Here is a 26,316-nt window from a genome sequence, read left to right as displayed (position 1 = left end):
TTCATTGAGTATAAATAAAAAAACAGAACTAGTATGAACTAGTCCTGTCTATTTTTACCCAATCACACTTCCGTTTGGTACAGCTGGATCAACTGTGAGAAGGGTTAATTTTCCATCATGTTCAGCTGATAGGATCATCCCTTGGCTGACATATTTCTTCATCATTTTACGTGGTTTGAGATTGGCAACGATTTGAACTTTCTTGCCGATTAATTCTTGTTCATTTGGATAGTATTTTGCAATTCCTGAGAGGATTTGACGATCTTCACCATCACCAGCATCCAAGCGGAATTGGAGCAACTTATCAGAACCTTCTACTTTAGACACTTCTTTGACTTCTGCGACACGGATTTCGACCTTATCAAAGTCTTCAAACTTGATTTCATCCTTGTTTAGTTTGAGTTCAACTTCATCTGGATTCCATTCTTTTTCAACAGCTGGTTTATTACCTTCCATTTGTTCCTTGATATAGGCTATTTCTTCTTCCATATCCAGACGTGGGAAGATTGGTGTTCCTTTGGCAACTACAGTCACATCTGCTGGGAAGTCAGCCAAGCTCAAGTTTTCAAGGCTCGCTACTTCTTCCAAGCCAAGTTGATTCAAGACTGCACGACTGGTTTCCATCATAAACGGCTCAATCAAGTGAGCTACAACACGAAGACTAGCTGCCAAGTGGCTCATAACACTTGCCAATTGATCGCGGAGTGCTTCATCCTTGGCCAAGACCCATGGAGCTGTCTCATCGATGTATTTATTAGTACGAGAGATCAGAGCCCAGACTGCTTCTAAAGCACGTGGGTAATCAACTGCTTCCATGTGGGTATGGTAGTCAGCAATTGATTCAGCAGCTACTTGAGCAAGAGCATTGTCAAATTCTGTCACACCCTCTACATAGGCTGGAATTTGTCCATCAAAGTACTTGTTAATCATAGAAACCGTACGGTTGAGGAGGTTCCCAAGATCATTGGCCAATTCATAGTTGATACGGCCGACATAGTCTTCAGGAGTGAAAGTTCCATCTGAACCAACTGGAAGGCTACGCATGAGGTAGTAACGAAGTGGATCTAGTCCATAACGCTCTACCAACATCTCAGGGTAAACGACATTCCCTTTTGACTTAGACATTTTGCCGTCTTTCATGACGAACCAACCGTGAGCAATCAAACGATCTGGCAATTTGATATCTAACATCATAAGAAGGATTGGCCAGTAGATTGAGTGGAATCGAAGGATGTCTTTTCCTACCATGTGGAAGACTGTTCCATTCCAGAACTTGTCAAAGTTACCATGTTCGTCTTGACAGTAGCCAAGAGCTGTCGCATAGTTAAGAAGAGCATCAATCCAAACATAGACAACGTGTTTAGGATTTGATGGTACTGGAACGCCCCATGTAAAGGTTGTACGAGAAACTGCCAAATCCTCTAAACCTGGCTCGATGAAGTTGCGCAGCATTTCATTCAGACGACCATCTGGAGTGATAAATTCAGGATGGGACTTGAAAAATTCGACCAAACGATCTTGGTATTTGCTGAGGCGAAGGAAGTATGATTCTTCGGATACCCATTCAACCTCGTGACCTGATGGAGCAATACCGCCAGTCACATTTCCAGCTTCATCACGAAATACTTCTGCAAGCTGGCTTTCTGTAAAGAATTCTTCATCTGATACTGAATACCAGCCAGAGTATTCACCCAAGTAAATATCATCTTGAGCCAGCAAGCGCTCAAAGACCTGTGCGACAACTTTTTCGTGGTAGTCATCAGTTGTACGGATAAATTTATCGTATGAAATATTTAGTAATTGCCAGAGTTCTTTAACTCCAACTGCCATTCCATCAACATAGGCTTGTGGTGTAATGCCAGCTTCTTCCGCTTTTTGTTGAATCTTTTGACCATGCTCATCAAGACCTGTCAGATAAAAGACATCGTAGCCCATTAGGCGTTTGTAACGGGCTAGGACATCACAGGCGATGGTTGTGTAGGCAGAACCGATATGAAGTTTCCCAGATGGATAGTAAATCGGCGTTGTAATATAAAAATTCTTTTCAGACATAATTTTTCCTTTCCAGGCAAATGAAACCTGTTTTTCTAACACTTCATTATATCACATTTTTAAGGATTTTCGATAGGGAAATCTATACAAAAACAAGATAGACGAGTGTCCATCTTGTTGATCTTATTCATAACGAAGGGCTTCGATTGGGTCAAGTTTCGATGCCTTGTTGGCTGGCAAGACTCCAAAGATTATACCCACGCTAGCCGAAACTGCAAGACTAAATAGGGCAACTGGGATTGATACTCCAACTTCTATACCCGTAATCAAGCCTTGCAGTAACAAACCTGCTAAGGCAGTTAAACCACTTGCAATTGTCAAACCAATTAAGCCACCTAACAAGGTCAAAATCATGGATTCAATCAAAAACTGGATTAAAATATTGGCACGCGTTGCACCCAAAGCCTTACGGAGACCAATCTCACGGGTACGCTCTGTAACAGAAACCAGCATGATGTTCATAACACCAGTTCCTCCAACAAAGAGGGAAATCCCTGCGATGGAACTGATAATCGTCGTCATAAAACTAAACGATTGTTGAATTTCTGCAAATGTAAGCGACTCATCTGCCACCTGATATTCTCCCTGTTGCAAGCCTGCAAGTTCTGTCATTTTTCGTGCCAGTTCTGGACCCAGAGTTGGAGTTAAACTGGTATCATTCACTCGAAAGACAATACTAGCTATTTCATCTACATTAAAATTCGCAGCAAGGGAGATATTGGTAGTAATAGGCAAGCCACCAAACCCATATATTTTTGACCTTTTAGCCTCCGGACTAGTATAAACCCCAATGACCCGGTAACTAAATCCATTGACTTCTACAACCTTGTTAATAGCCTCTTGAGGAGATTCAAATAAACTAATGGACAATTCCTCATCTAGCAAAATGACACTTGCAAACTCTTTGAAATCTTGCTCTCTCAGACTACGACCTGCAATAATTTCATTCTTAACAGCGTCCATGTAAGTTCTGTTTCCACCTGTCAAATTAGCATTCTCAACCTTTTTATCTTGATAGGTCAAGATGGCATTCGTTGAATTGGTTACATAGTAACTATCCACTCCCTTGAGTTTGGCTGCCTCTTGGACCCAGGATTCTTGCGGTTTTGGCGGTTCAACAGGAATTTCCTCTTCCTTTCCAGAAACCGTAAAAGCTGATTGTTTCTGAGTAAAAGACCCATCTTTACTTTTTTTAGGAGAGAAGAAGACGCTAATATTTTTCTGAGATTTGGTCATATCTTTATTAACTTGACGAGATAGGGAATCTCCCAAAGCCATAATCACAACAACTGATGAAACACCGATAATAATCCCAATCATGGTAAGCAAAGAACGCATCTTGTGAGCCATGATAGATGAAAAGGCAAATTTCAGATTCTGCATCTTAGTTTTCCTCCTTTCCTAACTGAGCACTGTCAGATGAAATGACTCCATCTCGAATGATAATCTGACGTTTAGCATAGGCAGCAATCTCAGGCTCATGCGTTACCATGATAATGGTTTTTCCTTCTTTGTTCAAGTCAACCAATAGTTGCATAATTTGATTCCCTGTTTTGGTATCCAAGGCTCCTGTCGGTTCGTCCGCTAGGATAATAGAAGGATTGTTTACCAAGGCACGAGCAATAGCCACACGTTGCTTTTGACCACCAGATAATTCCGAAGGTAAATGGTGACTACGTTCTGTCAATTCAACCTTGTCTAAATACTCCTCAGCCAACTTGCGCCGTTTTGAAGACGAAACTCCTGCGTAAATCAAGGGCAATTCTACATTTTGCAAAGCATTGAGCTTCGATAGAAGAAAGAACTGCTGAAAGACAAAACCGATTTGTTGGTTACGAACCTTGGCTAATTGTTTTTCACCCAGTCCAGCCACTTCTTGGCCTTCAAGATAATACTCTCCACTGGTTGGTGTATCCAACATGCCAATCGTATTCATCAGAGTGGACTTCCCAGAACCAGATGGTCCCATGATGGCAACAAATTCACCCTCATTCACTTCTAGATTGATGTTTTTGAGAACCTGCAGTTCTTGGTCACCATTGCGATAGCTTCTGCAGATATTTTTTAGACTAATTAGTTGCTTCATCAGCCTTCACCTCTTTTCCTTCCTCTAGAGAAGACGTTGGGTTACTGATGACCTTGACTCCATTTGTCAGACCTGAAGTGATTTCTTGGTTGTCTGCATCAGCATTACCCAAACCAACTTCCACTTTCTTGGCCTTTTTCTGCTCGTCAAGCACCCAGACATAGTTCTTATCATTTTCAGTCACAACACTTGTTAGAGGAACCAAAATGGCTTTACTCTTATTCTTGACCTCAACACTTACTGAGAATCCTTGTTTCAAATCACCGATTTCACTTGTAACATCAATAGTATATGGATATTTAGAGCCAGAATTACCGCCTGCTGCTACAGCTGTACTTGCTGCTTCACCATTGTTTTTAGGATAGTCAGAAATATAGCTTAATTTCCCAGTCCATTTTTTATCAGGATACACTTTAGAAGTAAAAGTTACTTCTTGACCTACAGATAGGTTGGCGAGGTTATATTCAGACAGTTCTCCCTTAACTTGCAAGTTTTCATTACTTACGACATGAACGACTACTTGGCTAGCTCCTGTTGGAGATTTAGAAACATTGTGGTTGACTTCGACCACAGTTCCCTCTAGGGTACTGAGAACCGTCATTGCATCTAACTGACTTTGAGCCTTACTTAATTGTGCTGCTGCATCTGCACGAGCATCACGGGCATCACCCAACTGAGCGTCAATAGAAGCAACAGAATTTCCAGCCACTGGAGTTGGACTTTGCACCGTTGCATCTTCTCCTCCTGCTGGCGCAGAGGCTTGAGGAGCCGGAGCTGAAATGGCTTCATTTCGTGCTTGATTGAGTTCATTGATATGACGATCTGCCTTAGCGACTGCTCGGCTAGCTGAATCATAGGCCGCCTGCGCTTCTGAACTACTGTACTTGACTAGAGCCTGCCCTTCACTAACCTTATCGCCCACAGAAACAAGGATTTCATCTAAATCTCCCTTGCTAGCATCAAAATAAACGTATTGTTCATTTTTTGCCGTTACTGTTCCTGACAATAAAACCGACGAAGCAACAGTTCCCTCTTTTGCCACTACTAGATGTGGTATTTCATCCTTAACATCGGTTTGCGAGGGTTGTCTAAAGAGTAAAATCCCCCCAGCCCCCAATACAACTACACTCGCAGCACCGATTGCTGCATACAATTGCCACTTTTTAGCTTTACCATTCTTTTTCTTCATAATGAAACTCCTTTTCTTTTTTACAATACTTTGCTATTATACCAAATTTCCCTCCAGCAAACAATGCAGTTCAGATGGAAATAATGACAGTTCAGGATTAAACAATCGTTCGGAAATCCTCCTTTTATATTGTACTAGTTATATAATACACTATCTTGACTTATTTGGCAAGCTTTTTTGCAATTTTTTGTGCGTAGCAGATTTTTGCAATCACATCAAAAAAAAGATAGAATATGACTATCAAAAAATGACACTCTACTATTTAAAAGAGTACAAAGGAGTTTTCAATGAGAGAATACGATATCATCGCTATCGGTGGAGGTAGCGGAGGAATTGCCACCATGAACCGTGCTGGTGAACATGGAGCCAAAGCGGCCGTTATTGAAGAAAAGAAACTAGGTGGAACTTGCGTCAACGTCGGCTGCGTTCCTAAAAAAATCATGTGGTACGGGGCGCAAATCGCTGAGACTTTCCATCAATTTGGAGAAGACTACGGTCTTAAGACTACTGATCTTAACTTTGACTTTGCAACCCTACGTCGCAATCGTGAAGCCTACATTGATCGTGCTCGTTCTTCTTATGATGGTAGTTTTAAACGCAACGGTGTAGACTTGATTGAAGGTCATGCTGAATTTGTAGATTCTCATACTGTCAGCGTAAATGGTGAACTGATTCGTGCTAAACATATCGTGATTGCTACTGGTGCCCATCCAAGTATTCCTAATATTCCTGGTGCTGAGCTAGGTGGCTCTTCTGATGATGTATTTGCCTGGGAAGAACTTCCAGAGTCAGTTGCTATTCTAGGCGCGGGTTATATTGCCGTTGAATTGGCTGGCGTACTCCACACTTTTGGTGTCAAGACAGACCTCTTTGTTCGCCGCGATCGTCCTTTACGTGGTTTTGATTCCTACATCGTTGAAGGTTTGGTCAAGGAAATGGAAAGAACAAACTTACCACTTCATACTCACAAAGTCCCTGCCAAGTTAGAAAAAACTGCTGACGGCATTACCATTCATTTCGAAGATGGTACTAGTCACACAGCTAGCCAAGTTATCTGGGCTACAGGCCGCCGTCCAAACGTTAAGGGCTTGCAACTTGAAAAAGCTGGAGTCACTCTGAACGAACGTGGCTTTATCCAAGTGGATGAATACCAAAATACTGTTGTTGAGGGAATCTATGCTCTAGGTGATGTAACAGGTGAAAAAGAACTGACTCCAGTTGCAATCAAGGTCGGACGTACCCTATCTGAACGTCTCTTTAACGGAAAAACTACTGCAAAAATGGATTACTCAACTATTCCAACTGTTGTCTTTTCACACCCTGCTATCGGAACTGTTGGTTTGACAGAAGAGCAAGCTATTAAAGAATACGGTCAAGACCAAATCAAGGTTTATAAATCAAGCTTTGCATCTATGTACTCTGCTTGCACTCGCAACCGTCAAGAATCCCGTTTCAAACTCATAACAGCTGGTTCAGAAGAAACAGTTGTCGGACTTCATGGAATTGGCTACGGCGTTGATGAAATGATTCAGGGATTTGCCGTTGCTATCAAAATGGGAGCAACCAAGGCTGACTTTGATGCAACTGTGGCAATTCACCCAACTGCATCTGAAGAATTTGTAACCATGCGTTAATCGAAACAAAAGAAGCAGAGCAAAAAACACTTCTAAATATCAAAAAGCGAGTATTTCCGTAGTTGGAGATACTCGTTTTCTTATGTTTTATTTTATAGTATGTTGAAGTAAGATATGCAAAAATCAATTAACAAACCATAGCAAAATACAAGGATTATAATACAATCATTTATTCTTTTCTTTAAAAGATTCATATATTTTTTTATATAATTCTTTTATATCTTTTTTCTGAGAATTCAACTCTTCTTTACCGTAGTCAAAGTTTGCTACCACAAATCCCGCGCCATCATCAGAAAAAGTAAAAAACTCTATTTCAATTAGTTTATTATGCTTAGAGTCCTCTATGGTATCTCCTAAACCATTATTGAATTTCTTCACTTCTTCTTCACGAACTCCGAACCCCGTAGCAGCTCCATTTGCAATGATGTTTGAAAATACTTCTTCTGAAGATGATACTTCTTTCACAGTTATGAAGTATATAGCTTCTTCCGTTTCTACTTGTCTCACTTTATTCCATTTTTCTGTATCACTAGAAGAAAGCGTATAGATTGTTAACTCTACCGTTGGCTTATTGATATTTTCTTTTGTAATCATTTGTTTTCCAAAAAAGAAAATGGCAAGTGCCCCAGTTACAAAGATCAAAGCAATATAAATTTTCTTTTTCATAACTTATACCCTATATCTTTCATGTCAATTATCACATCAACTTCGTTATAGACAGCTGGATCATGCGTCGCTATAATGACATATTTATCTTCAGCTATTTCATTCAATAATAAGCGAATGATTTCTTTTCCAATCTCACCATCTAAAGCTCCTGTGGGCTCATCTGCTAAGATAATTTTACGTGGCTTCGTTAACATTCTGGCAATAGCTACACGTTGAGCCTGCCCTCCAGACAATTCATATATTTTTTGATGTAAATAGTCACTTGACAGTCCTACTTTTTCAAGTACGTCAGTTATTGTTTTTTTGTCTTTAGTGATAAGGCTCAGATTATCATATACTGTTTTGTTATCTATTAAAGAATAATTCTGAAATACATATCCAACAGTATTTTTAAAAAAAGTTCTTTCTTTTATCTTCCAAATATCTTGTTTATCAACTAAAACATTCCCACTGTCAATTTTTTCTAATCTTCCTATAATATTAAGAAGGGTACTTTTACCGGAGCCAGAACCTCCAATCAATGCATAGCTTTTTCCAGATTCAAATATTAAATTTAAGTCTGTAAAGATCTTCTTTGAGCCGAAACTTTTTGAAACGTTCAAAAGGTCAATTGTCATGATTCATCTCCTTTTAAAATTTTAGTGTAGCTTTCAGATAATTTTCTAAAACTCATTATGATTGACAACATCAAAACTAGCAGAGAAGCCGCTCCAATATATAGCAACTCTATTTGCCCTGTCACAAGAAATGTAAATAGAATAACCATTGTAATAGTCATCATAAAATATTTGAGACTTGAAATTGCTATATATGTTTTTGAAAGACCCAAAATGATTTTTTTCACATATTCATTCTGTTTTAGAGTAATAAAAAGTTGGACATATTGATAAATGAGTATAAAGATAATGCTGTAAATTATCTTCTGCAAGATTTGTGAAAGTAAAATTTGGTGCTCTAAGGATTGAATCTTTAATTTCACAATTTGGTAAACATCTACTGGATTCATTGAGAAATTCAACGGGACAGTCATCTCATTTATTTTTTTTACCGCTTCAGGACTAAAAAGAGATTTATATAGTATGTTACTAGCCAAAGAAAACTTATTATTTTCCATCATTTTGTCTGTATCTAACACAACAACTATATTATCTTTGCTATCTGCTAGACTTGCCATTGGTAAAATATCTTTATTTTTATGATCGATATCAGCATCCTCATTGAAATAAAAAATTTTATTACCATCAGGAATTATTTGTACTGCAAGCTGTTCTTTTGTATAGTTTGTTCCAATAAATTGTTCTGCTACAACTGTATTCTCAATAGATTTCTGGTTTTCTTTCCACTTCTCAGGAATATAAATGGTTGCTATCTTATTATCTAAAAGATGATAGTTTGTTCCATTCACTTTATTTTGTAGGTTAGCACCTGTTTGATTAATATAAATCAACTCTTTATTTATTTCTGGATTCGTTATTCCGTCATTTTCTAATTGTTTAGAAAAGTCTTCTAAAACATGAGATGTTTTCATAAAATCTGGAACATATGCCGAAGATCGTTCAATATATAAGAAATCTAAGTTTTTTAAGGCAGCAACTATCTGTAGATACTGACCATCTGAATCACTAACTTCTCCATTTTTAGCAGAGTTACTTTCAATTCCAAGGAACTCAATCCTTCTCCAGTCTTTTACTGTGTCCCACGGTACTAAATTCTGTATTTGTATGTTCATACTAGATTGACTACTCTTTGTTTCTTGTAAAAAAACTCCTGAGACAAGGATAATAATCGAAATAATAGCAAGCCATACGACAAAAATAAGCTTGTTTTTTGCCTTGTTTTTGATAATTTCAATGGGCTTTTCAATCTGAATCGTCGACCAAAATAAAACAAAGGTGATGAGATCAATGATTTGAAATAGTATAAAATTCGTTAAAAGCAGAGAGAAAAATAACTTAGAACTATAAGTGAAGAAACCATTTCCCAAAAAAGAACTGTAAGAAATCATCAATAAAGCCATCATAATCAGTTCAAAAATAAGAGAAATCACATACTCTCTTCTAAGATCGTATACAGGCAAGCCCAAAGAACGTCGTATCACTCCTTCTTTGATCTGCCTCGTCCTAACAACAAATAAAACAACTAATAAAGTTAAGTAAATGGAACCCATTAACAGTATTCTTAAAGTTCCAGTGAATTGTAATATTCCTCCTATATACCAAGGATAAGCCATATAGACTGTTTGTAGTCCAGTCATCGTAAGTGGTTTCAAACTGTCTACATCCATTTTCCCAAGGGTGTAATACATCCCTACTATTGGTGCTGACTTTAATTGTTCATTATTTACATCATCAAAGTTTACATACTTCAACTGACCCGAACTCTGAACGATTGGCTTGTAAATGGTAACCTTTTCCGTTTTTGATAAGTCACGAACCATTTCATATATTTCGTTATTAGAAAGATTACTTTTCCCTTGAATAGAGAAAGCACCATCAATTGGTAAAGGTATGGGGATTTCGGTATCACTAATAGTGACCAGACCAATTGTAGCAATCAAACAAAAGAAGAATCCAATGATACATAATTTTAATTTCATAAGCAATTACCATATTACAAAAGACCCTATTTTATAATTGGGTCTCCTGTTTTCATAAATTATTTTTAAAATCTATAATAATCCCAATATGCATTTAAGCGAACATCGTTCCAAGATTTTGTTGCACTTGAATATGCCCATCCATAATCTTTTTTATCCTGAGCTTTAACTGTTCCCCAAAAATTCGTTACTGAAGATTTTGAACCAATATTATCTGGAGACTTAACAAAGTAATTCGAATAACCATAGTTATCATTTACACCATATTCCCATACATCAATAATCGGATATGGAGCAGGGTGTGCTGTAGTTGCACTAACAACACTAGCTGCAGTAGCAAAGCTAAAACTGAAAACACTTGCAGCTAGAAAAACAGATGCTTTCTTATTAATTCTTTTTTCATTTTACTTCTCCTTGGATTAAAATATTTGATGAAGACTAAGTAATAGTCCCCTTTTTAGTCCCTCCATATTACTTTAATATGAATTGATTATATTTAGGTTTTTAATCACCGTTATGGTATCTAGAGTCGTTAAAATATCTCATAACTACCCCTCCTTTTAAAATTGGACACATCTAAATGCATCCGTTTACATTTTTAATATAACACTTATTTTTTACTTTGTCAAATATTTACTAGTATATTTTTTATTAATAAAATAGGATTATCTATACAGACAATTTTCGAATCAACAAAAAAATTATCCAACTTAACCAATAAGCAAAATCGGCCGTTACAGTTTTTGTTACCTTGTTTTAAAAAATTGGTTGACAATGATTCCTCTATGAGTATAATAGTTACTATACATCAGAAAAGAGGTTAACTATTTTGAAAAAAGCTCACATTTATGCTATCCCTGCTATTGGGGCTGCTCTCATTGCTGTTTTGGCACAAATCAGTCTTCCAGTTGGACCTGTTCCCTTCACTCTGCAAAACTTTGCAATCGGCTTGATTGCTACTGTCTTTAGACCGAGAGAGGCTGTACTTTCTGTTGGACTCTATCTTCTTCTAGGTGCTATCGGTCTTCCTGTGTTTGCAGGAGGTGGAGCTGGTTTTCAGGCTTTAGTTGGCCCTACTGCAGGCTATCTTTGGTTTTATCTCGTTTACTCTGGACTTACTTCCTCTCTAACCAACAGCAAGAGCGGAATTGTCAATATTTTTCTTGCAAATCTCTTGGGTGATGCCCTTGTCTTTGTCGGAGGGATTCTCAGCTTGCATTTTCTAGCTGGAATGGCATTTGAAAAAGCTCTTGTTGTGGGGGTCATTCCCTTTATCATTCCAGACCTTGGTAAACTTCTAGCTATTAGTTTGATTAGTCGTCCTCTACTTCAACGCCTTAAAAATCAGGCTTACTTTGCTAACTAAAAAAGGATATCGAGTTGTCATAACTCAGTATCCTTTTCTTTTATTTTGAAAACTTAGTTTCCTTTAAAAGCATCCACCATTGTTTGAAATTCTTCATTGGAAAGAGTAATTCCTTTGCCCATCTTCGTATGGTCTGGACTCCAAGCACGAATATCAAACTTTGCAGGGGCACCATTAAAGCTCACACGGTTGATTTCCTTGGTCCAACCCTTTTCGTTTTCAGAAAGAGTCAACAAGTGCTCTTCGATTTCAAATGTAAATTCTGCCATTTTCTTCTCCTTTTTTTAACTTTCATCTGATTATTCGTAAAATCTTGTAGATTTTAGGAAAATTTTATATAATATTGATATAAAAGAAGGGAGGCCAATATGAGACATAAATTCCAGCAAGTTCTAGGTAAAATACATGACTTTTTAAATGGACATGACCAACCTGACCAGACTGAAAGCAACTCCCTTACAGCCACTATTGAAGAGGCTATCCAGAAACAAACTGCTGTTCACCTTATCTTGTCTGAGACAAGCTTTACAGGTGACATCATCAAATACAATCAGCAAGGACAGCAAATTATCGTGAAAAATTTTGCCAAAAATGTGAGCCGGATTATCCGTATAAGCGATATTCAACGCCTGCGATTTGTCCCCTCAACTGTCCAAACAGCCCAAAAAAATAGATTTAAGAAAGAGTGAGATGTAGTTGCTTCATCCCACTCTTTTTTCTTAGCGCATTTGTTCAAAATGTAAATGAACTGCGATATGATCTCCATAACCACTTCTTTCCAAGTCACGTTGTAAACGATAGGAAATGTAGTGTTCTGCAATGGTAATGTAACCTGCGCCCAATAAACGATGTTCAACCATAGATTGAATCATACTGATAGTCGCACGTTCCACCTTGGCTTCTTGTAAATCCAAAACTACCTTCTTAGTGACTTGAGCAAGATTTTGACGCAAATCATCTGTCAAAACATAAACAGTTTGGGCTGCCTTCAAGATGGCTTGGTAAATCTTATCTGGATTAAATTCAGCAATTTCGCCATTACGTTTGATTACTTGCATAGGTTTCTCCTTTATTCTTTGTTTTCTTTGATTTCTGCCAGCATTTTTTCTTCTTCTACTGTCAGTTGATAATGTTCAAGTAAATCTGGTCTGCGCTCGTAGGTTTTCTTTAAACTCTCGTACAATCGCCACTGACGAATCTTTTCATGGTGGCCACTCATCAATACATCTGGCACGACCATGCCTCGATAATCATAGGGACGTGTGTACTGAGGATATTCTAAAAGACCTGAAGAAAAACTATCATCTTGGTGGCTAGACTCCTTGCCAATCACTTCTGGAATCAGGCGAACTGTAGCATCAATCATGGTCATAGCTGCCAATTCTCCACCAGTGAGGACATAGTCGCCTAGGGAAATCTCATCTGTTACCAAGGTCTTAATGCGCTCATCATAACCCTCATAGTGCCCACAGATAAAGATTAGCTCTTCCTCTTGAGCCAAATCTTCAGCATAAGCCTGATCAAACTGCTTTCCAGCAGGATCGAGGAGAATAACGCGCGGATTTTTCTTTTCAATAGCATCAAAGGCATCGAAAATGGGTTGGGCTCGGAGCAACATGCCCTGACCGCCTCCGTAGGGCTCATCATCTACATGACGGGCCTTTTCAGCATTTTCTCGAAAATTATGATACTGGATATCCAAGAGCCCTTTTTCTCGAGCCTTTCCAACGATTGAGTGCTCCAGTGGAGAAAACATCTCTGGAAAGAGGGTTAAAATATCAATCTTCATCATCTAACCCTTCTAAAATTTCCACATCGACACGGTTATTCGGAATATCAACATTGAGAACCACTGGTGGAATATAAGGCAAGAGCAAGTCACGTTTGCCTTTTCGCTTGACCACCCAGACATCGTTAGCACCTGGTTGCAGGATTTCCTTGATGGTTCCAATCAAGTTATCACCCTCATAGACTTCCAAACCGATAATCTCGTGATAGTAGAATTCACCATCGTCTAGGTCATTCAAATCTTCCTCAGCAACCTTGAGACTGTATCCCTTATACTTTTCGATAGCGTTGATATGGTACATATCTTTGAATTTAATAATGTCAAAGTTCTTCTGTTTACGGTGACTAGCGATAACCACTGTTTGGACAAACTGATCTTTTTCATCAAACAAGGCCAGCTCAGATCCTTTTTTAAACCGTTCTTCTGCAAAATCCGTCACAGACAATACTCGCATCTCACCCTGCAACCCCTGCGTATTGACGATTTTCCCAACATTAAAGTAGTTCATCTTGTCTCCTGTAGTCTCCTTCTTTCCATCTTATTCTGACAATTCTCGAATAATAGTTGCAATTTTTTCCGCTTCGGACCATTGTAAATAATGGTGATTCCCTCCTAAAATGAGTTTAGTATTGGAAGTCCAATATTCTGATTCTCTGTACTCTTTTTCTCTATAAGGCTGACAAAAAATAAATACAGGAATATGAGCTTCTATAGATACATCCTCAAAATCTTTCTCAGTAATCTCTCCAGATATCTGAAATTCTGGATTTTGCTTTTCCAACTCTAAGCCTTTTTCTTGCATTATTTCCCAGATTTCTTTATTCGTTTCAGGACTAAATGTTGCTTGAGTTAAATTCTTCAAATAAAGTTCAGGACCACACTCGTCAATCAGCCTCATCTGCTCTTCCATTTCTGGATAAGGATTTTCTGAAAAATCAGCAAACATGACTTTTTTAGTTGTCGGTTCAATTGCTACTAAAGCCTGACACTTAATTGGTTTCTTGAGCAATTTACAAACTAAAATTCCACTCAAACTATGTACACAAAGTATATATTCAGAAATCCCTAATACTTCAAGTACTTCATAAACCGCATCTGCAAGATTATCTAGATTTTTTTCCAGCTTGGTCATGAATCGGACTCCTACCTGTGTTAGGAAAATCAATTGTCAAATAACCAATTGTAGGGGGAAGTTTTTCGAGTATAAGTGAAAAATTTTCATAACTTGGTAGCAAACCTGCTCCGTTTAGACAAACTAGCACTTTCTTTTGATTTTGATAAGTAACAGAGAGACTACCAATTTCTGTAGATACTTCAAACCTCTTCATAAAGAAATCCACTCATTCTATATAATGAATTATTAAAAATCCTTATCCTTTATTTTATCACGTTCCAAAGATTTTCTCAAGTTGGAGAAAAAAGACACTATAGATAGTATCCCTCTAAAAATCCTCGTAACTTCTCAAAGTAACTTCCATCTCTCCCAAAACTGGAAGTTACTCTAAGACGACTTTGTTTTAGGGCTATTTGTCGTGCACTTTTTTCTGAGTCTTTTCGCTTTTGAACCCTTATATATCAAGAAAAAGAAAATCAGTGGAAGTTAGTCTCAGACGGATTCCCACTGATTTCACGCGTTTTTCTAATACTAAAAGCTAGGTTGTGGGAAACTAGAAGTTAGTTTGGGAATTTACCCTCTAAAAAACTTTCCAAATCCTGATGAGGATATTTTACACTTCTCCACACAGAAAAGCGAGACATCCGTCCCGCCCTTCTTATTTTTCGTCAATAACGATTCTTACTTTTTTGTATTCAGTTGGGACAGAGTAGACAATCGTTCTTATCGCAGAAATAGTGCGACCCTTACGACCGATTACACGACCCACATCGCTTTGATCAAGATTCAAATGATATTCCAAAAACTCTGGTGTATCTTCAATCTTGATAGTTAAGGCATCTGGTTGTGAAATCAAGGGTTTCACAATCGCAATAATGAGATTTTCAATCGTATCCATCTATCAACCTACTTTAAACTTATTTTGAGAATTTAGAATCGTGGAATTTTTTCAATACGCCTTCTTTTGAAAGGATGTTGCGAACTGTATCTGAAGGTTGAGCTCCATCAGCCAACCATGCAAGAACGCGGTCTTCTTTCAAAGTTACTTGGTTTTCAGCAACAAGTGGATTGTAAGTTCCAACTGTTTCGATGAAACGTCCGTCACGTGGTGAACGTGAATCTGCTACGTTGATACGGTAGAAAGGTTTTTTCTTAGAACCCATACGAGTCAAACGGATTTTAACTGCCATTTTTAAAGTCTCTTTTCTTATTTTTTATTTCGGTGAAATAGCTGAGCTATTTAGCACATGTTCTATTATAGCAGATTTCTAACAGGTGTCAAGAAAAAAACTTGACAGACTATAAAATTTTTAAACCATTTAGAAATTTGTTAGAAGTAGGAAATAAATGTTTGAAAGAGGCTATCCGTGAATAGTATTTTAGAAATATTTTATAAAGAACACCAAGTCAAACCCTTCATCTCTCCTGAACGTGATTTGGATGCTTGGCTCCTAAATCCTAAGCCCGTTCCCAAACGAAATATGGACTTATTGGCAGATGATTCGCTGGCAGGTGATATCATTCTACTATAGAGAATACAGTTTGGAACTTTTACCACCGAAACATGATTTTAAAAACTCCCATTCGAATATGATTCAAAATTCGCTTAAAATCAATGTTTTCCCACTTTTTCAGAAAACAAATTTTCATCTAATTTAAATAACTTTCAATTAAATGGTATGAATTTTGCTTAAAATCATCAAAAAACACCCCATGGTGTGAACCATAATACTCTTTGAAAATCTCTTCAAACCACGTCAACGTCGTCTTGCCGTAGGTATGGTTACTTACTTCGTCAGTCTTATCTACAACCTCAAAGCAGTTCTTTGAACAACCTGCGGCTAGCTTCCNNGATTTTCATTGAGTATAAAGTGTTGTAAATACTGTATTGTAGCTAGTTCTTAACCTTTAGAGAACTGGCTAGCTTTACGAGCTTTCTTAAGATCTGGTTTGGAAAGTATAGATTTCAATTAGACTAAAAACAGCGAAATATCAAGGATTTTAAAAAAGATATCTACTAATTAATTTATAAAATATGAATTAATAGATTCTAAATAGGGGAATAGTTTAGGTCTGTAAAAGATTAAATAATTTCTATTTTAGCTGTTAGAAACGTTGGTACATCAATGTTTTTAGAATGCTACATAATAAAAGGTAGAGTAAATAGTAGAGTAGTTATTGCGTTAGTTCAGCAATCTTATCGATATAAAGATTAACAGATTCTAACTTTCTTTGCGGTGCTAACTCGGCGTATGTGTCCATTGTTGTTGAAATTGATTTATCTTTTTTGATTTTTTAATGACCTTTTTGCCATTATGGATAATTTTTTCAGTTTCATCAGAAATCAAAAATTTTTTTCTTTGAATATTGAAATTTGCGAATGTCTTGGAAAGTCTAAGACAGCTAGATTGTATAGAAATTAAGTCATCATCCGACAAAGAATTCATTCTTTTATTTACAGTTTCCAAATCTCTAAATAAAATAGAGCCGAAGCAGTGGTAAAACATATTTTCAACAAGCTTGGCAATATCTCCAAAAATAATTTCTTTATAGTCTAAGTCGGTTTGAGTATTCAAATAAAGCAATATTGAAGTGGTAACTTGTTGCTTTTCCTTTTCAACTTGACTAACTTGACCTGCATTGCTTAGTTCGCTTTGTGTAATATTGTGTTTTTTTCTTAAATTTTTGATACGAGTAGGTAGTTCATGTGAATAATTTTCTTCAAAAAATTTCATATACAATCCCCCTATAATCATGGAAAAGTAGTAAAAATAGTTGTTATCCTAGTTGATTAAAAAAATCTCTGATTTCCTCATCTTTTATAAAATAATATATAATTTTCCCATCTCTTCTAGTGTCCAAGATGTTTTGATTGGCTAGTTTACGAAGATGGTGGGAGGCAGATGCCATACTGAGATTTAGTAAACAGGCTATATCACAGACACAGAGTTCTTCAACAGCAAGGAGATAAAAGATGATATTTATCTGTTTATTATCGGTAAACTTTGATAAAATACGAAGTGATTTTTGGACTTTTTCCTTTTCAAGGTAGTTCGTCGCGGTTGTAACATTTTGTTGATTTATAATATTCACTTGGCAAATACTATCTTTTTTCATATTTTTTTCTCCTAGCCGAACACAGTCCTTAGCATGTCAAAGCTGTTGTTTTCAATCAGAATATACATCCCCAATCCTAAATAGACAACGGCAATAAACCATCTGCTATATTTTTCCAAAGTTTCTCCAACAGAAGGGACTTGTGCCAATTTTTGGGCAGAAAAAACCAAGAAATAAATCATGACTAGAAAAGTAAGTAAAGTCACTATCAAATTCGCTAAATTTAAGGTGGTAAAATATGGGACAAAGACACCAATATTGTCAGCGCCACAACTTGCAAAAGTAATCATAGCGACTAGAAAAATCAGGTTTTTATTGTCTTTTCGCAAACCATCTTTTGCAATAGCTTCTCCATCAGAATCTCCTAAAAGCAAAACTTTGAGGCCTAGGAAAATTGGAATCAAACCGAGTAAACCTAAAATCTCTTTACTAGGAATATAATTTAAGACAAATGCAAAAAGCAAACTTAGCAATATTAGACTAACAGAGCCTAGAAATTGTCCTAAATAGATGTTAATGATGTCTTTTCTGCTTTTTCTTTTGGCAAAAAATAACATTAGGATAATAAGTAAGTCTACGGCTGTCCCAGAATACAGGATTATTGAAGTAACAACATTTTGAATCATAAAACACCTCATTCAAATATATTTTTGAATATATTCTAACATTAAACTTTGTAGATGTCAACTTAAAATCCACCAAAATATAGATAAGAAGTTAGTATACCAAATATTAAAAAGCCCTGCCATCGAAATGATAGCAGGGCTTAACTTCAATATCCAGATGATATATTTATCTAAAAAAGGTAGAGTTTTTATTGATTTGTAGTGCGATATAATGAGTTTCCAAAAATCAAAAATCGCTTAAAATCAGTATTTTGACATCTATTGACGTGTACTGAAATCCTTACTTAACCTCTGTAAAAATTAACTTCTACACCTACAAAGCTTATTCTGACAGACTTTATACAGTCTAAGAAAAAAAGTAGAGATTCATACAGTATCTAGATTTTTCAAAAATTCTTTATCATCAAATATTATTAACGAAACTATCCAAACCAAATCCGATGCATTACTTCAAAGAATTCTTTAGTTATTTGACTATCAAGGGCTTTTATTAAAAAATTTTTTCAAATAATTGCCACCTTGACACATAAATTCTTGCTTTCTAAATTTAAATGTGATATATTTATAACATGAAATTTAAGTGTTATATATTTATAACATAAAAAAGGAGTCTATCATGAAAAAAAGTCAAAAAATGCGTGGCCTCATTGCAATGATTGCCGTAGCTCTCTTTATTGATTTTATTGTTTTATTTGGTTCTAATCTTAGTTGGGGACCCAAGTTAGTTATTACTGGTATTTCAGTGTCAGGTCAAATTGTAGCTATTTGTAGCTGGCTACATAAGAGTCAGAAAGGTAAGGGAAAGATTATTTTTAACTTGTCTGCTAAGCTTTACACGATACTTGTGTCTGCAGCAAGCATTTTTTATACAGTAGGGTTTTGGGTTGCGACCCCAAGTGTAAGTTCTGGTATTAAAGAATGGATTTTAGGAATTGGACTCGTTATTGAAGTGATTGTATTTGGTTTTTTCTCTTTTAAAAATGTCAAGGAAACTCCGGACGAACGCTTTTATGCTAATTTAGCAAAGGCAGCTAGCTTGATGTTTGTTTTTATACTAGGCGCACTGATGATCCTATCAGTTATCATTGGGTATATGGAGGTTCTCACTCTTTACATGGGTCAGATATTTATTAGCATAGCTGCCTTGATTTGCATTTTTGCGGTTGTCTATTTTATCTTGGAACGTAGAGGATAAGCATGGCCAAAGAAAGCAATATTATTACTAATCTCAAATCTGTTCGTGAGTCCACAGGCATGACCCAGCAGGAGTTAGCCGACCGCATCGGCATTCGACGCGAGACAATTCTGCACTTGGAAAATAACCGTTACAATCCTTCGCTGGAAATGGCTCTTAAAATTGCTCAAGTTTTTAATCTAAAAGTAGAAGACCTCTTTGAACTCAGACAGAAAGAGGAAACATAATTCTTTTCGAGACCTACTATTAAGTTCATTGATTAATTAGGAATTGAAGCCAAAAGAAAAAATCCTTTGAAAATATGCTCTTTTAAAATATAGTAATTCTTTCGAATTAACCTTTACTAATTGTGATGCTTTACGAGCTTTCTTAAGATCTGGTTTCCTAAATACTTCGAGTACACTTATGGTATTGATGCTCCTAAGCATCTCAAAACTCTGGTAGAAAAAGGTTATGCTGTCCATTGAAACTGCTTTTTACTCACTTGACCATCTAATACGCTACCATAAAAAAAGAATATCCTAAAGAAGAAGGGAGTTACTGGACTTTCTAAAAATGAAGGCTACAAATTTGGACCAAGCCCTTCATGAGCATTTTTCAGAAGAAGAATTAGCTTGTCACTTTTCGATTCGCGGTTATAGACTAACTCCAAAAGGAGAACAAACACTCAAAGACCATCAAGCAATCATTGACCGTCATCCTAAAAAGAATCTTTAATCAACCAAGACAGGTTGATTTTTTTTGAAAACAGTTTCTTGAAAAAATTTAATTATTTCACTTACGAGGAAAATTTTTTTATGATAGACTGATGTATAATCAAAAAGAATTGGAGACTATAATGCCTAGAAATTTTAAAGAAGCTCTTTTATTTACAACACTTATGTGTTCCATGATGGTACTCGGTATGTCCATGTGGAATCTTTTTATTGTTGGTCAACTTTCACTACATTATTTAGCCCTTGCTTACATCCCTGGCTTTGTCACAGCCTTTTTATTGGATGTCATCCCTGTGGGAGCAATCGTTAAGTCAATTGCCTTTCGTATCCTCAAGGACCATCATAAACGATGGCAGAAAATCATTACCATTTCTGGAGGAATGGCAGTTCTCATGGTCACTTTCATGTCCTTCTATGGACTTTTTTACAATGGCATTGCTATCACACCCAATACCTATCTAAGCGCCTGGCTCGTAAACTTTATTGCAGCTCTTCCTCTAAACTTCCTAATTGTCGGACCAATTGCCCGTTTTATACTAAGTTCTTTTCAGAAACCATTTACTGAGGAAGAAGTTGAAGATTTTCAAGATGATGATGAAATCCCAACTATTATCTAAGCCAGTTCTGTAAACTACTAACATTTGAAATCCCCTTCCTTTTAGGGTACAATGGTAGAAATGAATTTTTGAAAGGATCAGAATGAAAAAACTAGCAACCCTTCTTTTACTGTCCACTGTAGCCCTAGCTGGATGTAGCAACATCCAACGTAGTTTACGTGGTGATGACTATGTAGATTCTAGCTTGGCCGCTGAGGAAAGCTCCAAAGTAGCAGCCCAATCTGCCAAGGAGTTAAACGATGCTTTAACAAACGAAAACGCCAATTTCCCACAACTATCTAAAGAAGTTGCTGAAGATGAAGCCGAGGTGATTCTCCACACAAACCAAGGTGATATTCGCATTAAACTCTTCCCTAAACTCGCTCCTCTAGCGGTTGAAAACTTCCTCACTCATGCCAAAGAAGGCTACTATAACGGTATTACCTTCCACCGTGTCATCGATGGCTTCATGGTTCAAACTGGAGATCCAAAGGGAGACGGTACAGGTGGTCAGTCCATCTGGCATGACAAGGATAAGACTAAAGACAAGGGAACTGGTTTCAAAAACGAGATTACTCCTTATCTCTATAACATCCGTGGTGCTCTTTCTATGGCTAATACTGGTCAACCAAACACCAATAGCAGCCAGTTCTTCATCAACCAAAACTCTACAGATACCTCTGCTAAACTCCCTACAAGCAAGTATCCAAAGAAAATCATCGAAGCCTATAAAGAAGGGGGAAACCCTAGTCTAGATGGCAAACACCCAGTCTTTGGTCAAGTGATTGACGGTATGGATGTTGTAGATAAGATTGCTAAAGCCGAAAAAGATGAAAAAGACAAGCCAACAACTGCTATCACAATCGATAGCATCGAAGTGGTGAAAGATTACAATTTTAAATCTTAAAAACCAAAAAAATACAGTATCCACATTCGGTACTGTATTTCTTTTATCCTCATTCTTAAGTTAGCTTGTTAAAATCCCAGATTTGATCCATCCAGCCTTCATAGAAGTCTGGTTCGTGGCAGACCATAAGGATAGATCCCTTGTATTCTTTGAGAGCACGTTTGAGTTCATCCTTGGCATCCACATCCAAGTGGTTGGTCGGCTCGTCCAGCACTAAAACGTTGTTTTCACGATTCATCAAGAGACAGAAACGAACCTTGGCTTGTTCCCCACCTGACAAGACCTGAATTTGGCTTTCAATATGCTTGGTTGTCAAACCACAACGAGCAAGGGCTGCACGAACTTCTGCTTGGTTGAGAGCTGGAAAGGCATTCCAGACAGCCTCTAGTGGTGTTTGGCGATTACCGCCTTCTACTTCCTGTTCAAAGTAACCAAGTTCTAGGTAGTCTCCACGTTCAACCTCTCCAGCGATTGGTAGAATAATGCCCAATAGGGACTTCAAGAGAGTTGTTTTCCCGATACCATTAGCACCAATAATCGCAACCTTTTGATTGCGTTCGAAGGTAAGATTTAAAGGCTTAGTAAGAGGACGGTCGTAACCAATTTGCAAGTTCTTGGCTTGGAAGATAAAGCGCCCTGGTGTACGAGCTGGTTTGAAATCAAAGGATGGTTTTGGTTTCTCACTTTGGAGTTCGATAATATCCATCTTATCCAATTTCTTCTGACGAGACATAGCCATGTTTCGTGTTGCAACACGTGCTTTGTTTCGAGCCACGAAGTCCTTGAGGTCCGCAATCTCTTTCTGCTGACGTTCGTAGGCTGCCTCTAGCTGAGATTTCTTCATAGCATAAACTTCTTGGAACTGGTAGTAGTCACCAGAGTAACGCGTCAGCTGTTGATTCTCCACATGATAGACAATATTAATAACGTCATTGAGGAATGGAATATCGTGCGAAATGAGAACAAAGGCATTCTCATAGTTTTGGAGATAGCGCTTGAGCCAATCAATATGCTCAGCATCCAAGTAGTTGGTTGGCTCGTCCAACAGCAAGATATCAGGCTTTTCAAGGAGGAGTTTAGCCAAAAGCACCTTGGTTCTTTGCCCACCTGACAAAGAGGTTACATCCGTATCCATGCCAAAGTCCATAACACCAAGGGCACGCGCCACTTCGTCAATCTTAGCATCCAAGGTATAGAAATCACGACTCTCCAGACGGTCTTGAAGTTCGCCAACTTCTTCCATAAGAGCATCAACATCCGCTCCGTCTTCAGCCATTTCCATATAGAGGTCATTGATACGAGCTTCTGCTTTAAAAAGCTCATCAAAGGCCGTACGGAGAACATCGCGCACCGACTGCCCTTCAGCAAGGACGGAGTGCTGATCCAAGTAACCAGCGGTCACATATTTGGACCACTCAACCTTCCCTTCATCTGGCAACATCTTACCAGTCACGATGCTCATAAAGGTTGATTTCCCTTCACCATTAGCACCGACCAGGCCGATATGTTCTCCCTTGAGGAGACGGAAGGACACATCTTCAAAAATTGCACGGTCACCAAAACCGTGACTCAGATTTTTAACTTCTAAAATACTCATTTTAATTCCTTATCTTGTTTTTATATAATCGTTTATAAAGGAGCCAAGCCAGATAGCCACCCAAAGTGTTGGTCCACAAATCATCAATCTCAAAGACGCGATTGAAATCAAAGAAAAAGTCCAAGATTAATTGCGTACACTCGATTCCAAGACTCACAAGAAAACTAAAAAGAAGGACCTTTTTTATTTTCCGCAAGTTTGGAAGGAGATAAAGGAGTTGGAACATCAGAGGAAAAAGTAAGAACATATTAAGGATATTTTGTAAAAAAATCCAGCATAATTGTCCCATATCACTCACCTCACCCAGATTCCAGAGGGAGTTTAAAGGAGTCAAAAGAAAAACCAGGCTTCCAAGATGCTGAATACCTGGAGTTTCTACCCCCACGGGAGATTGTTCTTGAGGAGTAAAGCAAAAATAGACAATGCAAATGCTATAGAAAATGACTCCCCAGACCAAAATATGATTATAAGTCTTCTTCATCATTAAGGATTTACCGCTGCGACTGCCTTCTGGCGGTCACGTTTCATTGTGTTAGAGCGCAATTGTCCACAAGCTGCGTCACTATCTGTACCATGCTCTTGACGAACCACACAGTTGACCCCTTTTCTCTTAAGCGTATCATAGAAAGCCAACACGCGCTCTTTGGGACTACGGCTATATTGGTCATGCTCACTAACTGGGTTATAAGAAATCAAGTTTACATAAGACAATTTCTTGATGTTCTTGAGCAATTCAGCTAATTCCAAAGCTTGTTCTACGCCGTCGTTTACTTCATTAAGCATGATATACTCAAAGGTCACACGACGATTAGTTGTCTCAATGTAGTACTCAATAGCTGCAAAGAGCTTTTCAATCGGAAAGGCACGGTTAATCTTCATGGTACTTGAGCGCAGTTCATTGTTGGGTGCGTGAAGAGACACGGCAAGATTGACCTGAACCCCTTCATCAGCAAAGTCACGAATTTTATGGGCCAAACCTGAGGTTGAAACCGTGATGTGACGAGCACCGATAGCCATTCCTTTATCATCATTGATAGTACAAACGAAATTCAAAACATTGTTGTAATTATCAAAGGGCTCACTGATTCCCATGACAACGATATGGCTGACACGTTCATCCTGACCACGCTCATCAAAGTATTTCTGAACCAGCATAATTTGCGCTACGATTTCACCGTTATTGAGGTCACGTTGCTTCTTAATCAAACCAGAGGCACAGAAGGTACAACCGATATTACAGCCGACCTGAGTGGTCACACAGACAGATAAAACGTAGTGTTGACGTATGAGTACTGTCTCAATCAGCATTCCATCTGGCAATTCAAAAAGATATTTAACTGTCCCATCAGCAGACTCTTGCACAATACCTTGTTTCAAGGGATTGACCACAAACTGGTCATTAAGCTTAGCAATCAAATCCTTGGAAAGGTTGGTCATTTCTTCAATAGAGCCATTCCCAGATTTGATCTGCACGGAATTTCTTTTCTCCCTGCTCCAATACCCATTCCTGCATGGTTTGACGTGTTAAACTATAAATTGAGGGTTTCATTTCTTCTCCTTATTCTCTACTCACTTCTGACGAATGACAAAATGACGTTGTCCCTTGTCCTCTTTCTGAGAATGCTGGTCTTTCTGACGACGTCTATTTTTCTTATCTGCATTCGGTTTTCGTTTTGTTTGAGTCGGTTTCTTTCCTTTTCTAAAAGGCTGTTCTTCTTCCTTCTTACGCATTTTCTTGTCAAATGATGCTCGCTTAGGGGCTTCATTTTCTAAGACAAAATAGGCACAACCATAACTACAATACTCTAATAGGTAGTCTTGTAAACGACTGATTTTTTCAAGTTTTTCTTCTGTTCGGTCATCCTTGTAAAAACCTCGTAGGCGAAGCTGTTCGTTGCTCCAGTCTCCCACGATATAATCAAACTTGGTTAAGACTTCTGAAAAACGCTGATTAAAAGCCGTCACATCAAAGGCATCCTTGATATTTTCCACCAAGGAAAAAGCGATCCCTTCCGTTTCAACCTTGTCCCCGTGTAAATGAAACTCAGGACCAGGAAACTTGTTATAGTTGTATAATTCAGGTGCAATTTCTTTTCGCATAGATATCCTTTTTTCACGATTACTTAATACTTTATTCTACCATAATTTCTAGCAGTTAGCACGTTTCTCATAAAAATGAAAAAAGTCTAACGATTTTGTCAGACCAGAATCTTATAACCTAAAAAAGAGAAGAACAATTCTTCCCTCCAACTATCATTATTTAGCAGCTGCGTACAATTCATCTACTTTATTCCAGTTGATTACTGAAAAGAAAGCTTTGATGTAGTCAGGACGCACGTTGCGGTATTTCACGTAGTAAGCATGTTCCCAAACGTCCAAGCCCAAGATTGGTTTTTTACCTTCTGAGATTGGTGTGTCTTGGTTTGCTGTTGAAGTCACTTCAAGTTTCCCTTCTTTGTTGACAACCAACCATGCCCAACCTGAACCAAAACGAGTTGTTGCTGCTGCAGTGAAGGCTGCTTGGAATTCTTCAAGTGAACCAAATGTTGCATCGATTGCTGCTGCCAGTTCTGCTGAAGGAGCTGTTTTCTCGGGAGTCATCAATTCCCAGAAAAGAGCGTGGTTCAAGTGTCCGCCACCATTGTTGATAAGTGCTTGACGGATATCAGCTGGGATAGATTCTACATCAGCAAGCAAGGCTTCAAGGTCTTCACCGATTTCAGGGTGTTTTTCTAAAGCTGCATTGGCATTGTTGACATAAGTTTGATGGTGTTTGTCATGGTGCAAATGCATTGTTTCCGCATCGATGTATGGTTCCAAAGCGTCGTATGCATATGGAAGTTCTGGTAAGATAATAGCCATCTGTAATACCTCTTTTTCTTTCTATATGAAAATGATAACGCAAACATTCACTTTTTTCAAGTTTTTTGCTTATAGATGAGGAAATCACTGAGATACTTTCGAATAATACTCTTCGAAAATCTCTTCAAACCGCGTCAACGTCGCCTTGCCGTAGGTATATGTTACTGACTTCGTCAGTCTTATCCGGCAACCTCAAAACGGTGTT

At 37.8% G+C, this 26,316-nt stretch carries 30 protein-coding genes and 4 pseudogenes; 11 read left to right on the top strand and 23 right to left on the bottom strand.

Annotated elements, in window-relative coordinates:
* Nucleotides 1–54 precede the first annotated feature (54 nt).
* From metG to HT688_RS03080, 4 genes are all read right to left on the bottom strand, one after another.
* Entirely contained in the window at nt 55–2,052 is a 1,998-nt protein-coding gene (metG, locus tag HT688_RS03095) for a methionine--tRNA ligase (RefSeq protein ID WP_172923555.1), read from the bottom strand.
* A gap of 123 nt (nt 2,053–2,175) precedes the next feature.
* Nucleotides 2,176–3,435, bottom strand: coding sequence for an ABC transporter permease (locus HT688_RS03090; protein WP_166727901.1), 1,260 nt, complete (start codon nt 3,433–3,435; stop codon nt 2,176–2,178).
* 1 nt (nt 3,436) lies between these two features.
* The gene (locus tag HT688_RS03085; RefSeq protein WP_000811473.1) at nt 3,437–4,138 is read right to left on the bottom strand and encodes an ABC transporter ATP-binding protein; all 702 of its coding nucleotides are present in this window, start codon (nt 4,136–4,138) and stop codon (nt 3,437–3,439) included.
* On the bottom strand, nt 4,122–5,327 hold the full coding sequence (locus tag HT688_RS03080; protein WP_172923554.1) for an efflux RND transporter periplasmic adaptor subunit: 1,206 nt from the start codon (nt 5,325–5,327) through the stop codon (nt 4,122–4,124). The genes HT688_RS03085 and HT688_RS03080 overlap by 17 nt, the downstream gene beginning before the upstream one ends.
* A 287-nt stretch (nt 5,328–5,614) precedes the next feature.
* Between HT688_RS03080 and gor the strand changes: the two genes are divergently transcribed.
* Complete coding sequence (gene gor, locus HT688_RS03075) at nt 5,615–6,961, top strand: glutathione-disulfide reductase (RefSeq protein WP_101514544.1); 1,347 nt, start codon at nt 5,615–5,617, stop codon at nt 6,959–6,961.
* A 165-nt stretch (nt 6,962–7,126) separates the two neighbouring features.
* Here the strand turns inward: gor and HT688_RS03070 are convergent, their stop codons facing one another.
* The 4 genes from HT688_RS03070 to HT688_RS12125 all read right to left on the bottom strand — a co-directional run bounded on the left by HT688_RS03070 (nt 7,127) and on the right by HT688_RS12125 (nt 10,618).
* Entirely contained in the window at nt 7,127–7,627 is a 501-nt protein-coding gene (locus HT688_RS03070; RefSeq protein ID WP_000727305.1) for a hypothetical protein, read from the bottom strand.
* The gene (locus HT688_RS03065; RefSeq protein ID WP_000151031.1) at nt 7,624–8,247 is read right to left on the bottom strand and encodes an ATP-binding cassette domain-containing protein; all 624 of its coding nucleotides are present in this window, start codon (nt 8,245–8,247) and stop codon (nt 7,624–7,626) included. The genes HT688_RS03070 and HT688_RS03065 overlap by 4 nt, the downstream gene beginning before the upstream one ends.
* Entirely contained in the window at nt 8,244–10,226 is a 1,983-nt protein-coding gene (locus tag HT688_RS03060; RefSeq protein ID WP_050223635.1) for a bacteriocin-associated integral membrane family protein, read from the bottom strand. The genes HT688_RS03065 and HT688_RS03060 overlap by 4 nt, the downstream gene beginning before the upstream one ends.
* Before the next feature lie 65 nt (nt 10,227–10,291).
* Entirely contained in the window at nt 10,292–10,618 is a 327-nt protein-coding gene (locus HT688_RS12125; protein ID WP_078929959.1) for a hypothetical protein, read from the bottom strand.
* A gap of 437 nt (nt 10,619–11,055) precedes the next feature.
* On the opposite strand from HT688_RS12125, the gene HT688_RS03055 reads away from it, so the two are divergent.
* A complete protein-coding gene (locus tag HT688_RS03055) occupies nt 11,056–11,592 on the top strand; it encodes a biotin transporter BioY (RefSeq protein ID WP_023933578.1) in 537 nt (178 codons plus the stop codon).
* A 53-nt stretch (nt 11,593–11,645) separates the two neighbouring features.
* Here HT688_RS03055 and HT688_RS03050 read toward each other — a convergent pair whose 3' ends face one another.
* Complete coding sequence (locus HT688_RS03050) at nt 11,646–11,861, bottom strand: YdbC family protein (protein ID WP_000807422.1); 216 nt, start codon at nt 11,859–11,861, stop codon at nt 11,646–11,648.
* A gap of 99 nt (nt 11,862–11,960) precedes the next feature.
* Between HT688_RS03050 and HT688_RS03045 the strand changes: the two genes are divergently transcribed.
* Nucleotides 11,961–12,281, top strand: a complete 321-nt coding sequence (locus HT688_RS03045) for a hypothetical protein (protein ID WP_050971470.1) — start codon at nt 11,961–11,963, stop codon at nt 12,279–12,281.
* Between the two features lie 30 nt (nt 12,282–12,311).
* Here the strand turns inward: HT688_RS03045 and HT688_RS03040 are convergent, their stop codons facing one another.
* The 6 genes and pseudogenes from HT688_RS03040 to rpsP form a co-directional block, all read right to left on the bottom strand.
* Nucleotides 12,312–12,650, bottom strand: a complete 339-nt coding sequence (locus HT688_RS03040; RefSeq protein WP_172923553.1) for an ATP cone domain-containing protein — start codon at nt 12,648–12,650, stop codon at nt 12,312–12,314.
* Nucleotides 12,651–12,661: 11 nt separating this feature from the next.
* Nucleotides 12,662–13,381 (bottom strand): tRNA (guanosine(37)-N1)-methyltransferase TrmD, encoded by a 720-nt coding sequence (trmD, locus tag HT688_RS03035; RefSeq protein ID WP_023940500.1) that lies wholly within the window; start codon nt 13,379–13,381, stop codon nt 12,662–12,664.
* Entirely contained in the window at nt 13,371–13,889 is a 519-nt protein-coding gene (rimM, locus tag HT688_RS03030; protein WP_001105909.1) for a ribosome maturation factor RimM, read from the bottom strand. The genes trmD and rimM overlap by 11 nt, the downstream gene beginning before the upstream one ends.
* A 30-nt stretch (nt 13,890–13,919) precedes the next feature.
* Nucleotides 13,920–14,709: pseudogene (locus tag HT688_RS03025) on the bottom strand (alpha/beta fold hydrolase).
* Between the two features lie 444 nt (nt 14,710–15,153).
* Nucleotides 15,154–15,393 (bottom strand): RNA-binding protein KphA, encoded by a 240-nt coding sequence (gene kphA, locus HT688_RS03020; protein WP_000379621.1) that lies wholly within the window; start codon nt 15,391–15,393, stop codon nt 15,154–15,156.
* Nucleotides 15,394–15,412: 19 nt separating this feature from the next.
* Nucleotides 15,413–15,685 carry a 30S ribosomal protein S16 gene (rpsP, locus tag HT688_RS03015; protein ID WP_000268760.1) on the bottom strand — a complete coding sequence of 91 codons (273 nt, stop codon included), beginning with the start codon at nt 15,683–15,685 and terminating at the stop codon, nt 15,413–15,415.
* A gap of 177 nt (nt 15,686–15,862) precedes the next feature.
* Here rpsP and HT688_RS03010 point away from each other — a divergent pair, with 177 nt between their 5' ends.
* Nucleotides 15,863–16,027 carry a hypothetical protein gene (locus HT688_RS03010; protein WP_172923552.1) on the top strand — a complete coding sequence of 55 codons (165 nt, stop codon included), beginning with the start codon at nt 15,863–15,865 and terminating at the stop codon, nt 16,025–16,027.
* A gap of 795 nt (nt 16,028–16,822) precedes the next feature.
* On the opposite strand, the pseudogene HT688_RS03005 reads toward HT688_RS03010, so the two are convergent.
* The 3 genes and pseudogenes from HT688_RS03005 to HT688_RS02995 form a co-directional block, all read right to left on the bottom strand.
* Nucleotides 16,823–17,230 (bottom strand): annotated as a pseudogene (locus HT688_RS03005) (helix-turn-helix domain-containing protein); the annotation flags it as partial.
* Between the two features lie 43 nt (nt 17,231–17,273).
* Nucleotides 17,274–17,612 (bottom strand): Cd(II)/Zn(II)-sensing metalloregulatory transcriptional regulator CadX, encoded by a 339-nt coding sequence (gene cadX / locus HT688_RS03000; protein ID WP_000711082.1) that lies wholly within the window; start codon nt 17,610–17,612, stop codon nt 17,274–17,276.
* Between the two features lie 11 nt (nt 17,613–17,623).
* Complete coding sequence (locus tag HT688_RS02995; RefSeq protein WP_000615747.1) at nt 17,624–18,238, bottom strand: CadD family cadmium resistance transporter; 615 nt, start codon at nt 18,236–18,238, stop codon at nt 17,624–17,626.
* A gap of 28 nt (nt 18,239–18,266) precedes the next feature.
* Between HT688_RS02995 and HT688_RS11650 the strand changes: the two genes are divergently transcribed.
* The 7 genes and pseudogenes from HT688_RS11650 (at nt 18,267) to HT688_RS02970 (ending at nt 21,652) form a co-directional block, all read left to right on the top strand.
* Nucleotides 18,267–18,440 (top strand): FanG protein, encoded by a 174-nt coding sequence (locus tag HT688_RS11650; RefSeq protein WP_078374329.1) that lies wholly within the window; start codon nt 18,267–18,269, stop codon nt 18,438–18,440.
* A gap of 414 nt (nt 18,441–18,854) precedes the next feature.
* Complete coding sequence (locus HT688_RS02990) at nt 18,855–19,433, top strand: hypothetical protein (protein WP_101514410.1); 579 nt, start codon at nt 18,855–18,857, stop codon at nt 19,431–19,433.
* 2 nt (nt 19,434–19,435) lie between these two features.
* Nucleotides 19,436–19,660, top strand: coding sequence for a helix-turn-helix transcriptional regulator (locus HT688_RS02985; RefSeq protein WP_023940487.1), 225 nt, complete (start codon nt 19,436–19,438; stop codon nt 19,658–19,660).
* Nucleotides 19,661–19,988: 328 nt separating this feature from the next.
* Nucleotides 19,989–20,150: a hypothetical protein gene (locus tag HT688_RS02980; RefSeq protein WP_101514409.1), complete on the top strand. Its 162-nt coding sequence runs from the start codon at nt 19,989–19,991 to the stop codon at nt 20,148–20,150.
* A 91-nt stretch (nt 20,151–20,241) separates the two neighbouring features.
* Nucleotides 20,242–20,466: pseudogene (locus HT688_RS12255) on the top strand (DUF2798 domain-containing protein); the annotation flags it as partial.
* Nucleotides 20,443–20,766, top strand: a complete 324-nt coding sequence (locus HT688_RS02975; protein ID WP_464822501.1) for a DUF2798 domain-containing protein — start codon at nt 20,443–20,445, stop codon at nt 20,764–20,766. The pseudogene HT688_RS12255 and the gene HT688_RS02975, both read left to right, overlap by 24 nt.
* 82 nt (nt 20,767–20,848) lie before the next feature.
* Entirely contained in the window at nt 20,849–21,652 is an 804-nt protein-coding gene (locus HT688_RS02970; RefSeq protein WP_000731905.1) for a peptidylprolyl isomerase, read from the top strand.
* A 55-nt stretch (nt 21,653–21,707) separates the two neighbouring features.
* Here the strand turns inward: HT688_RS02970 and HT688_RS02965 are convergent, their stop codons facing one another.
* From HT688_RS02965 to sodA, 5 genes and pseudogenes are all read right to left on the bottom strand, one after another.
* On the bottom strand, nt 21,708–23,249 hold the full coding sequence (locus HT688_RS02965) for an ABC-F family ATP-binding cassette domain-containing protein (RefSeq protein ID WP_101514408.1): 1,542 nt from the start codon (nt 23,247–23,249) through the stop codon (nt 21,708–21,710).
* A 1-nt stretch (nt 23,250) separates the two neighbouring features.
* Nucleotides 23,251–23,733, bottom strand: a complete 483-nt coding sequence (locus HT688_RS02960) for a VanZ family protein (RefSeq protein WP_000976714.1) — start codon at nt 23,731–23,733, stop codon at nt 23,251–23,253.
* Nucleotides 23,733–24,798, bottom strand: a pseudogene (rlmN, locus tag HT688_RS02955) (dual-specificity RNA methyltransferase RlmN). Before rlmN ends, HT688_RS02960 begins: the two are co-directional and overlap by 1 nt.
* A gap of 20 nt (nt 24,799–24,818) precedes the next feature.
* Nucleotides 24,819–25,349 carry a YutD family protein gene (locus HT688_RS02950; protein ID WP_001224342.1) on the bottom strand — a complete coding sequence of 177 codons (531 nt, stop codon included), beginning with the start codon at nt 25,347–25,349 and terminating at the stop codon, nt 24,819–24,821.
* A gap of 156 nt (nt 25,350–25,505) precedes the next feature.
* A complete protein-coding gene (gene sodA / locus HT688_RS02945) occupies nt 25,506–26,111 on the bottom strand; it encodes a superoxide dismutase SodA (protein ID WP_050208028.1) in 606 nt (201 codons plus the stop codon).
* Nucleotides 26,112–26,316: the final 205 nt, after the last annotated feature.

It is taken from the genome of Streptococcus sp. 1559, from assembly GCF_013276735.1.
In the GTDB taxonomy this organism is placed as follows: domain Bacteria; phylum Bacillota; class Bacilli; order Lactobacillales; family Streptococcaceae; genus Streptococcus; species Streptococcus pseudopneumoniae.
This window is presented reverse-complemented; position numbering and strand designations above follow the sequence as displayed.

Bases quoted from the DNA above. Each gene is read 5' to 3' on its own strand.
- HT688_RS02950 (WP_001224342.1), bottom strand. From the start codon at position 25,349: ATGCGAAAAGAAATTGCACCTGAATTATACAACTATAACAAGTTTCCT.
- HT688_RS03050 (WP_000807422.1), bottom strand. From the start codon at position 11,861: ATGGCAGAATTTACATTTGAAATCGAAGAGCACTTGTTGACTCTTTCT.
- HT688_RS02970 (WP_000731905.1), top strand. From the start codon at position 20,849: ATGAAAAAACTAGCAACCCTTCTTTTACTGTCCACTGTAGCCCTAGCT.
- rimM (WP_001105909.1), bottom strand. From the start codon at position 13,889: ATGAACTACTTTAATGTTGGGAAAATCGTCAATACGCAGGGGTTGCAG.
- HT688_RS02995 (WP_000615747.1), bottom strand. From the start codon at position 18,238: ATGATTCAAAATGTTGTTACTTCAATAATCCTGTATTCTGGGACAGCC.
- HT688_RS03040 (WP_172923553.1), bottom strand. From the start codon at position 12,650: ATGCAAGTAATCAAACGTAATGGCGAAATTGCTGAATTTAATCCAGAT.
- HT688_RS02985 (WP_023940487.1), top strand. From the start codon at position 19,436: ATGGCCAAAGAAAGCAATATTATTACTAATCTCAAATCTGTTCGTGAG.
- HT688_RS03070 (WP_000727305.1), bottom strand. From the start codon at position 7,627: ATGAAAAAGAAAATTTATATTGCTTTGATCTTTGTAACTGGGGCACTT.
- HT688_RS02965 (WP_101514408.1), bottom strand. From the start codon at position 23,249: ATGAGTATTTTAGAAGTTAAAAATCTGAGTCACGGTTTTGGTGACCGT.
- HT688_RS03090 (WP_166727901.1), bottom strand. From the start codon at position 3,435: ATGCAGAATCTGAAATTTGCCTTTTCATCTATCATGGCTCACAAGATG.
- HT688_RS03080 (WP_172923554.1), bottom strand. From the start codon at position 5,327: ATGAAGAAAAAGAATGGTAAAGCTAAAAAGTGGCAATTGTATGCAGCA.
- cadX (WP_000711082.1), bottom strand. From the start codon at position 17,612: ATGAAAAAAGATAGTATTTGCCAAGTGAATATTATAAATCAACAAAAT.
- HT688_RS03060 (WP_050223635.1), bottom strand. From the start codon at position 10,226: ATGAAATTAAAATTATGTATCATTGGATTCTTCTTTTGTTTGATTGCT.
- HT688_RS02990 (WP_101514410.1), top strand. From the start codon at position 18,855: ATGAAAAAAAGTCAAAAAATGCGTGGCCTCATTGCAATGATTGCCGTA.
- HT688_RS02980 (WP_101514409.1), top strand. From the start codon at position 19,989: ATGAAGGCTACAAATTTGGACCAAGCCCTTCATGAGCATTTTTCAGAA.
- trmD (WP_023940500.1), bottom strand. From the start codon at position 13,381: ATGAAGATTGATATTTTAACCCTCTTTCCAGAGATGTTTTCTCCACTG.
- sodA (WP_050208028.1), bottom strand. From the start codon at position 26,111: ATGGCTATTATCTTACCAGAACTTCCATATGCATACGACGCTTTGGAA.
- HT688_RS02960 (WP_000976714.1), bottom strand. From the start codon at position 23,733: ATGATGAAGAAGACTTATAATCATATTTTGGTCTGGGGAGTCATTTTC.
- HT688_RS03065 (WP_000151031.1), bottom strand. From the start codon at position 8,247: ATGACAATTGACCTTTTGAACGTTTCAAAAAGTTTCGGCTCAAAGAAG.
- HT688_RS03045 (WP_050971470.1), top strand. From the start codon at position 11,961: ATGAGACATAAATTCCAGCAAGTTCTAGGTAAAATACATGACTTTTTA.
- metG (WP_172923555.1), bottom strand. From the start codon at position 2,052: ATGTCTGAAAAGAATTTTTATATTACAACGCCGATTTACTATCCATCT.
- gor (WP_101514544.1), top strand. From the start codon at position 5,615: ATGAGAGAATACGATATCATCGCTATCGGTGGAGGTAGCGGAGGAATT.
- kphA (WP_000379621.1), bottom strand. From the start codon at position 15,393: ATGGATACGATTGAAAATCTCATTATTGCGATTGTGAAACCCTTGATT.
- HT688_RS03085 (WP_000811473.1), bottom strand. From the start codon at position 4,138: ATGAAGCAACTAATTAGTCTAAAAAATATCTGCAGAAGCTATCGCAAT.
- rpsP (WP_000268760.1), bottom strand. From the start codon at position 15,685: ATGGCAGTTAAAATCCGTTTGACTCGTATGGGTTCTAAGAAAAAACCT.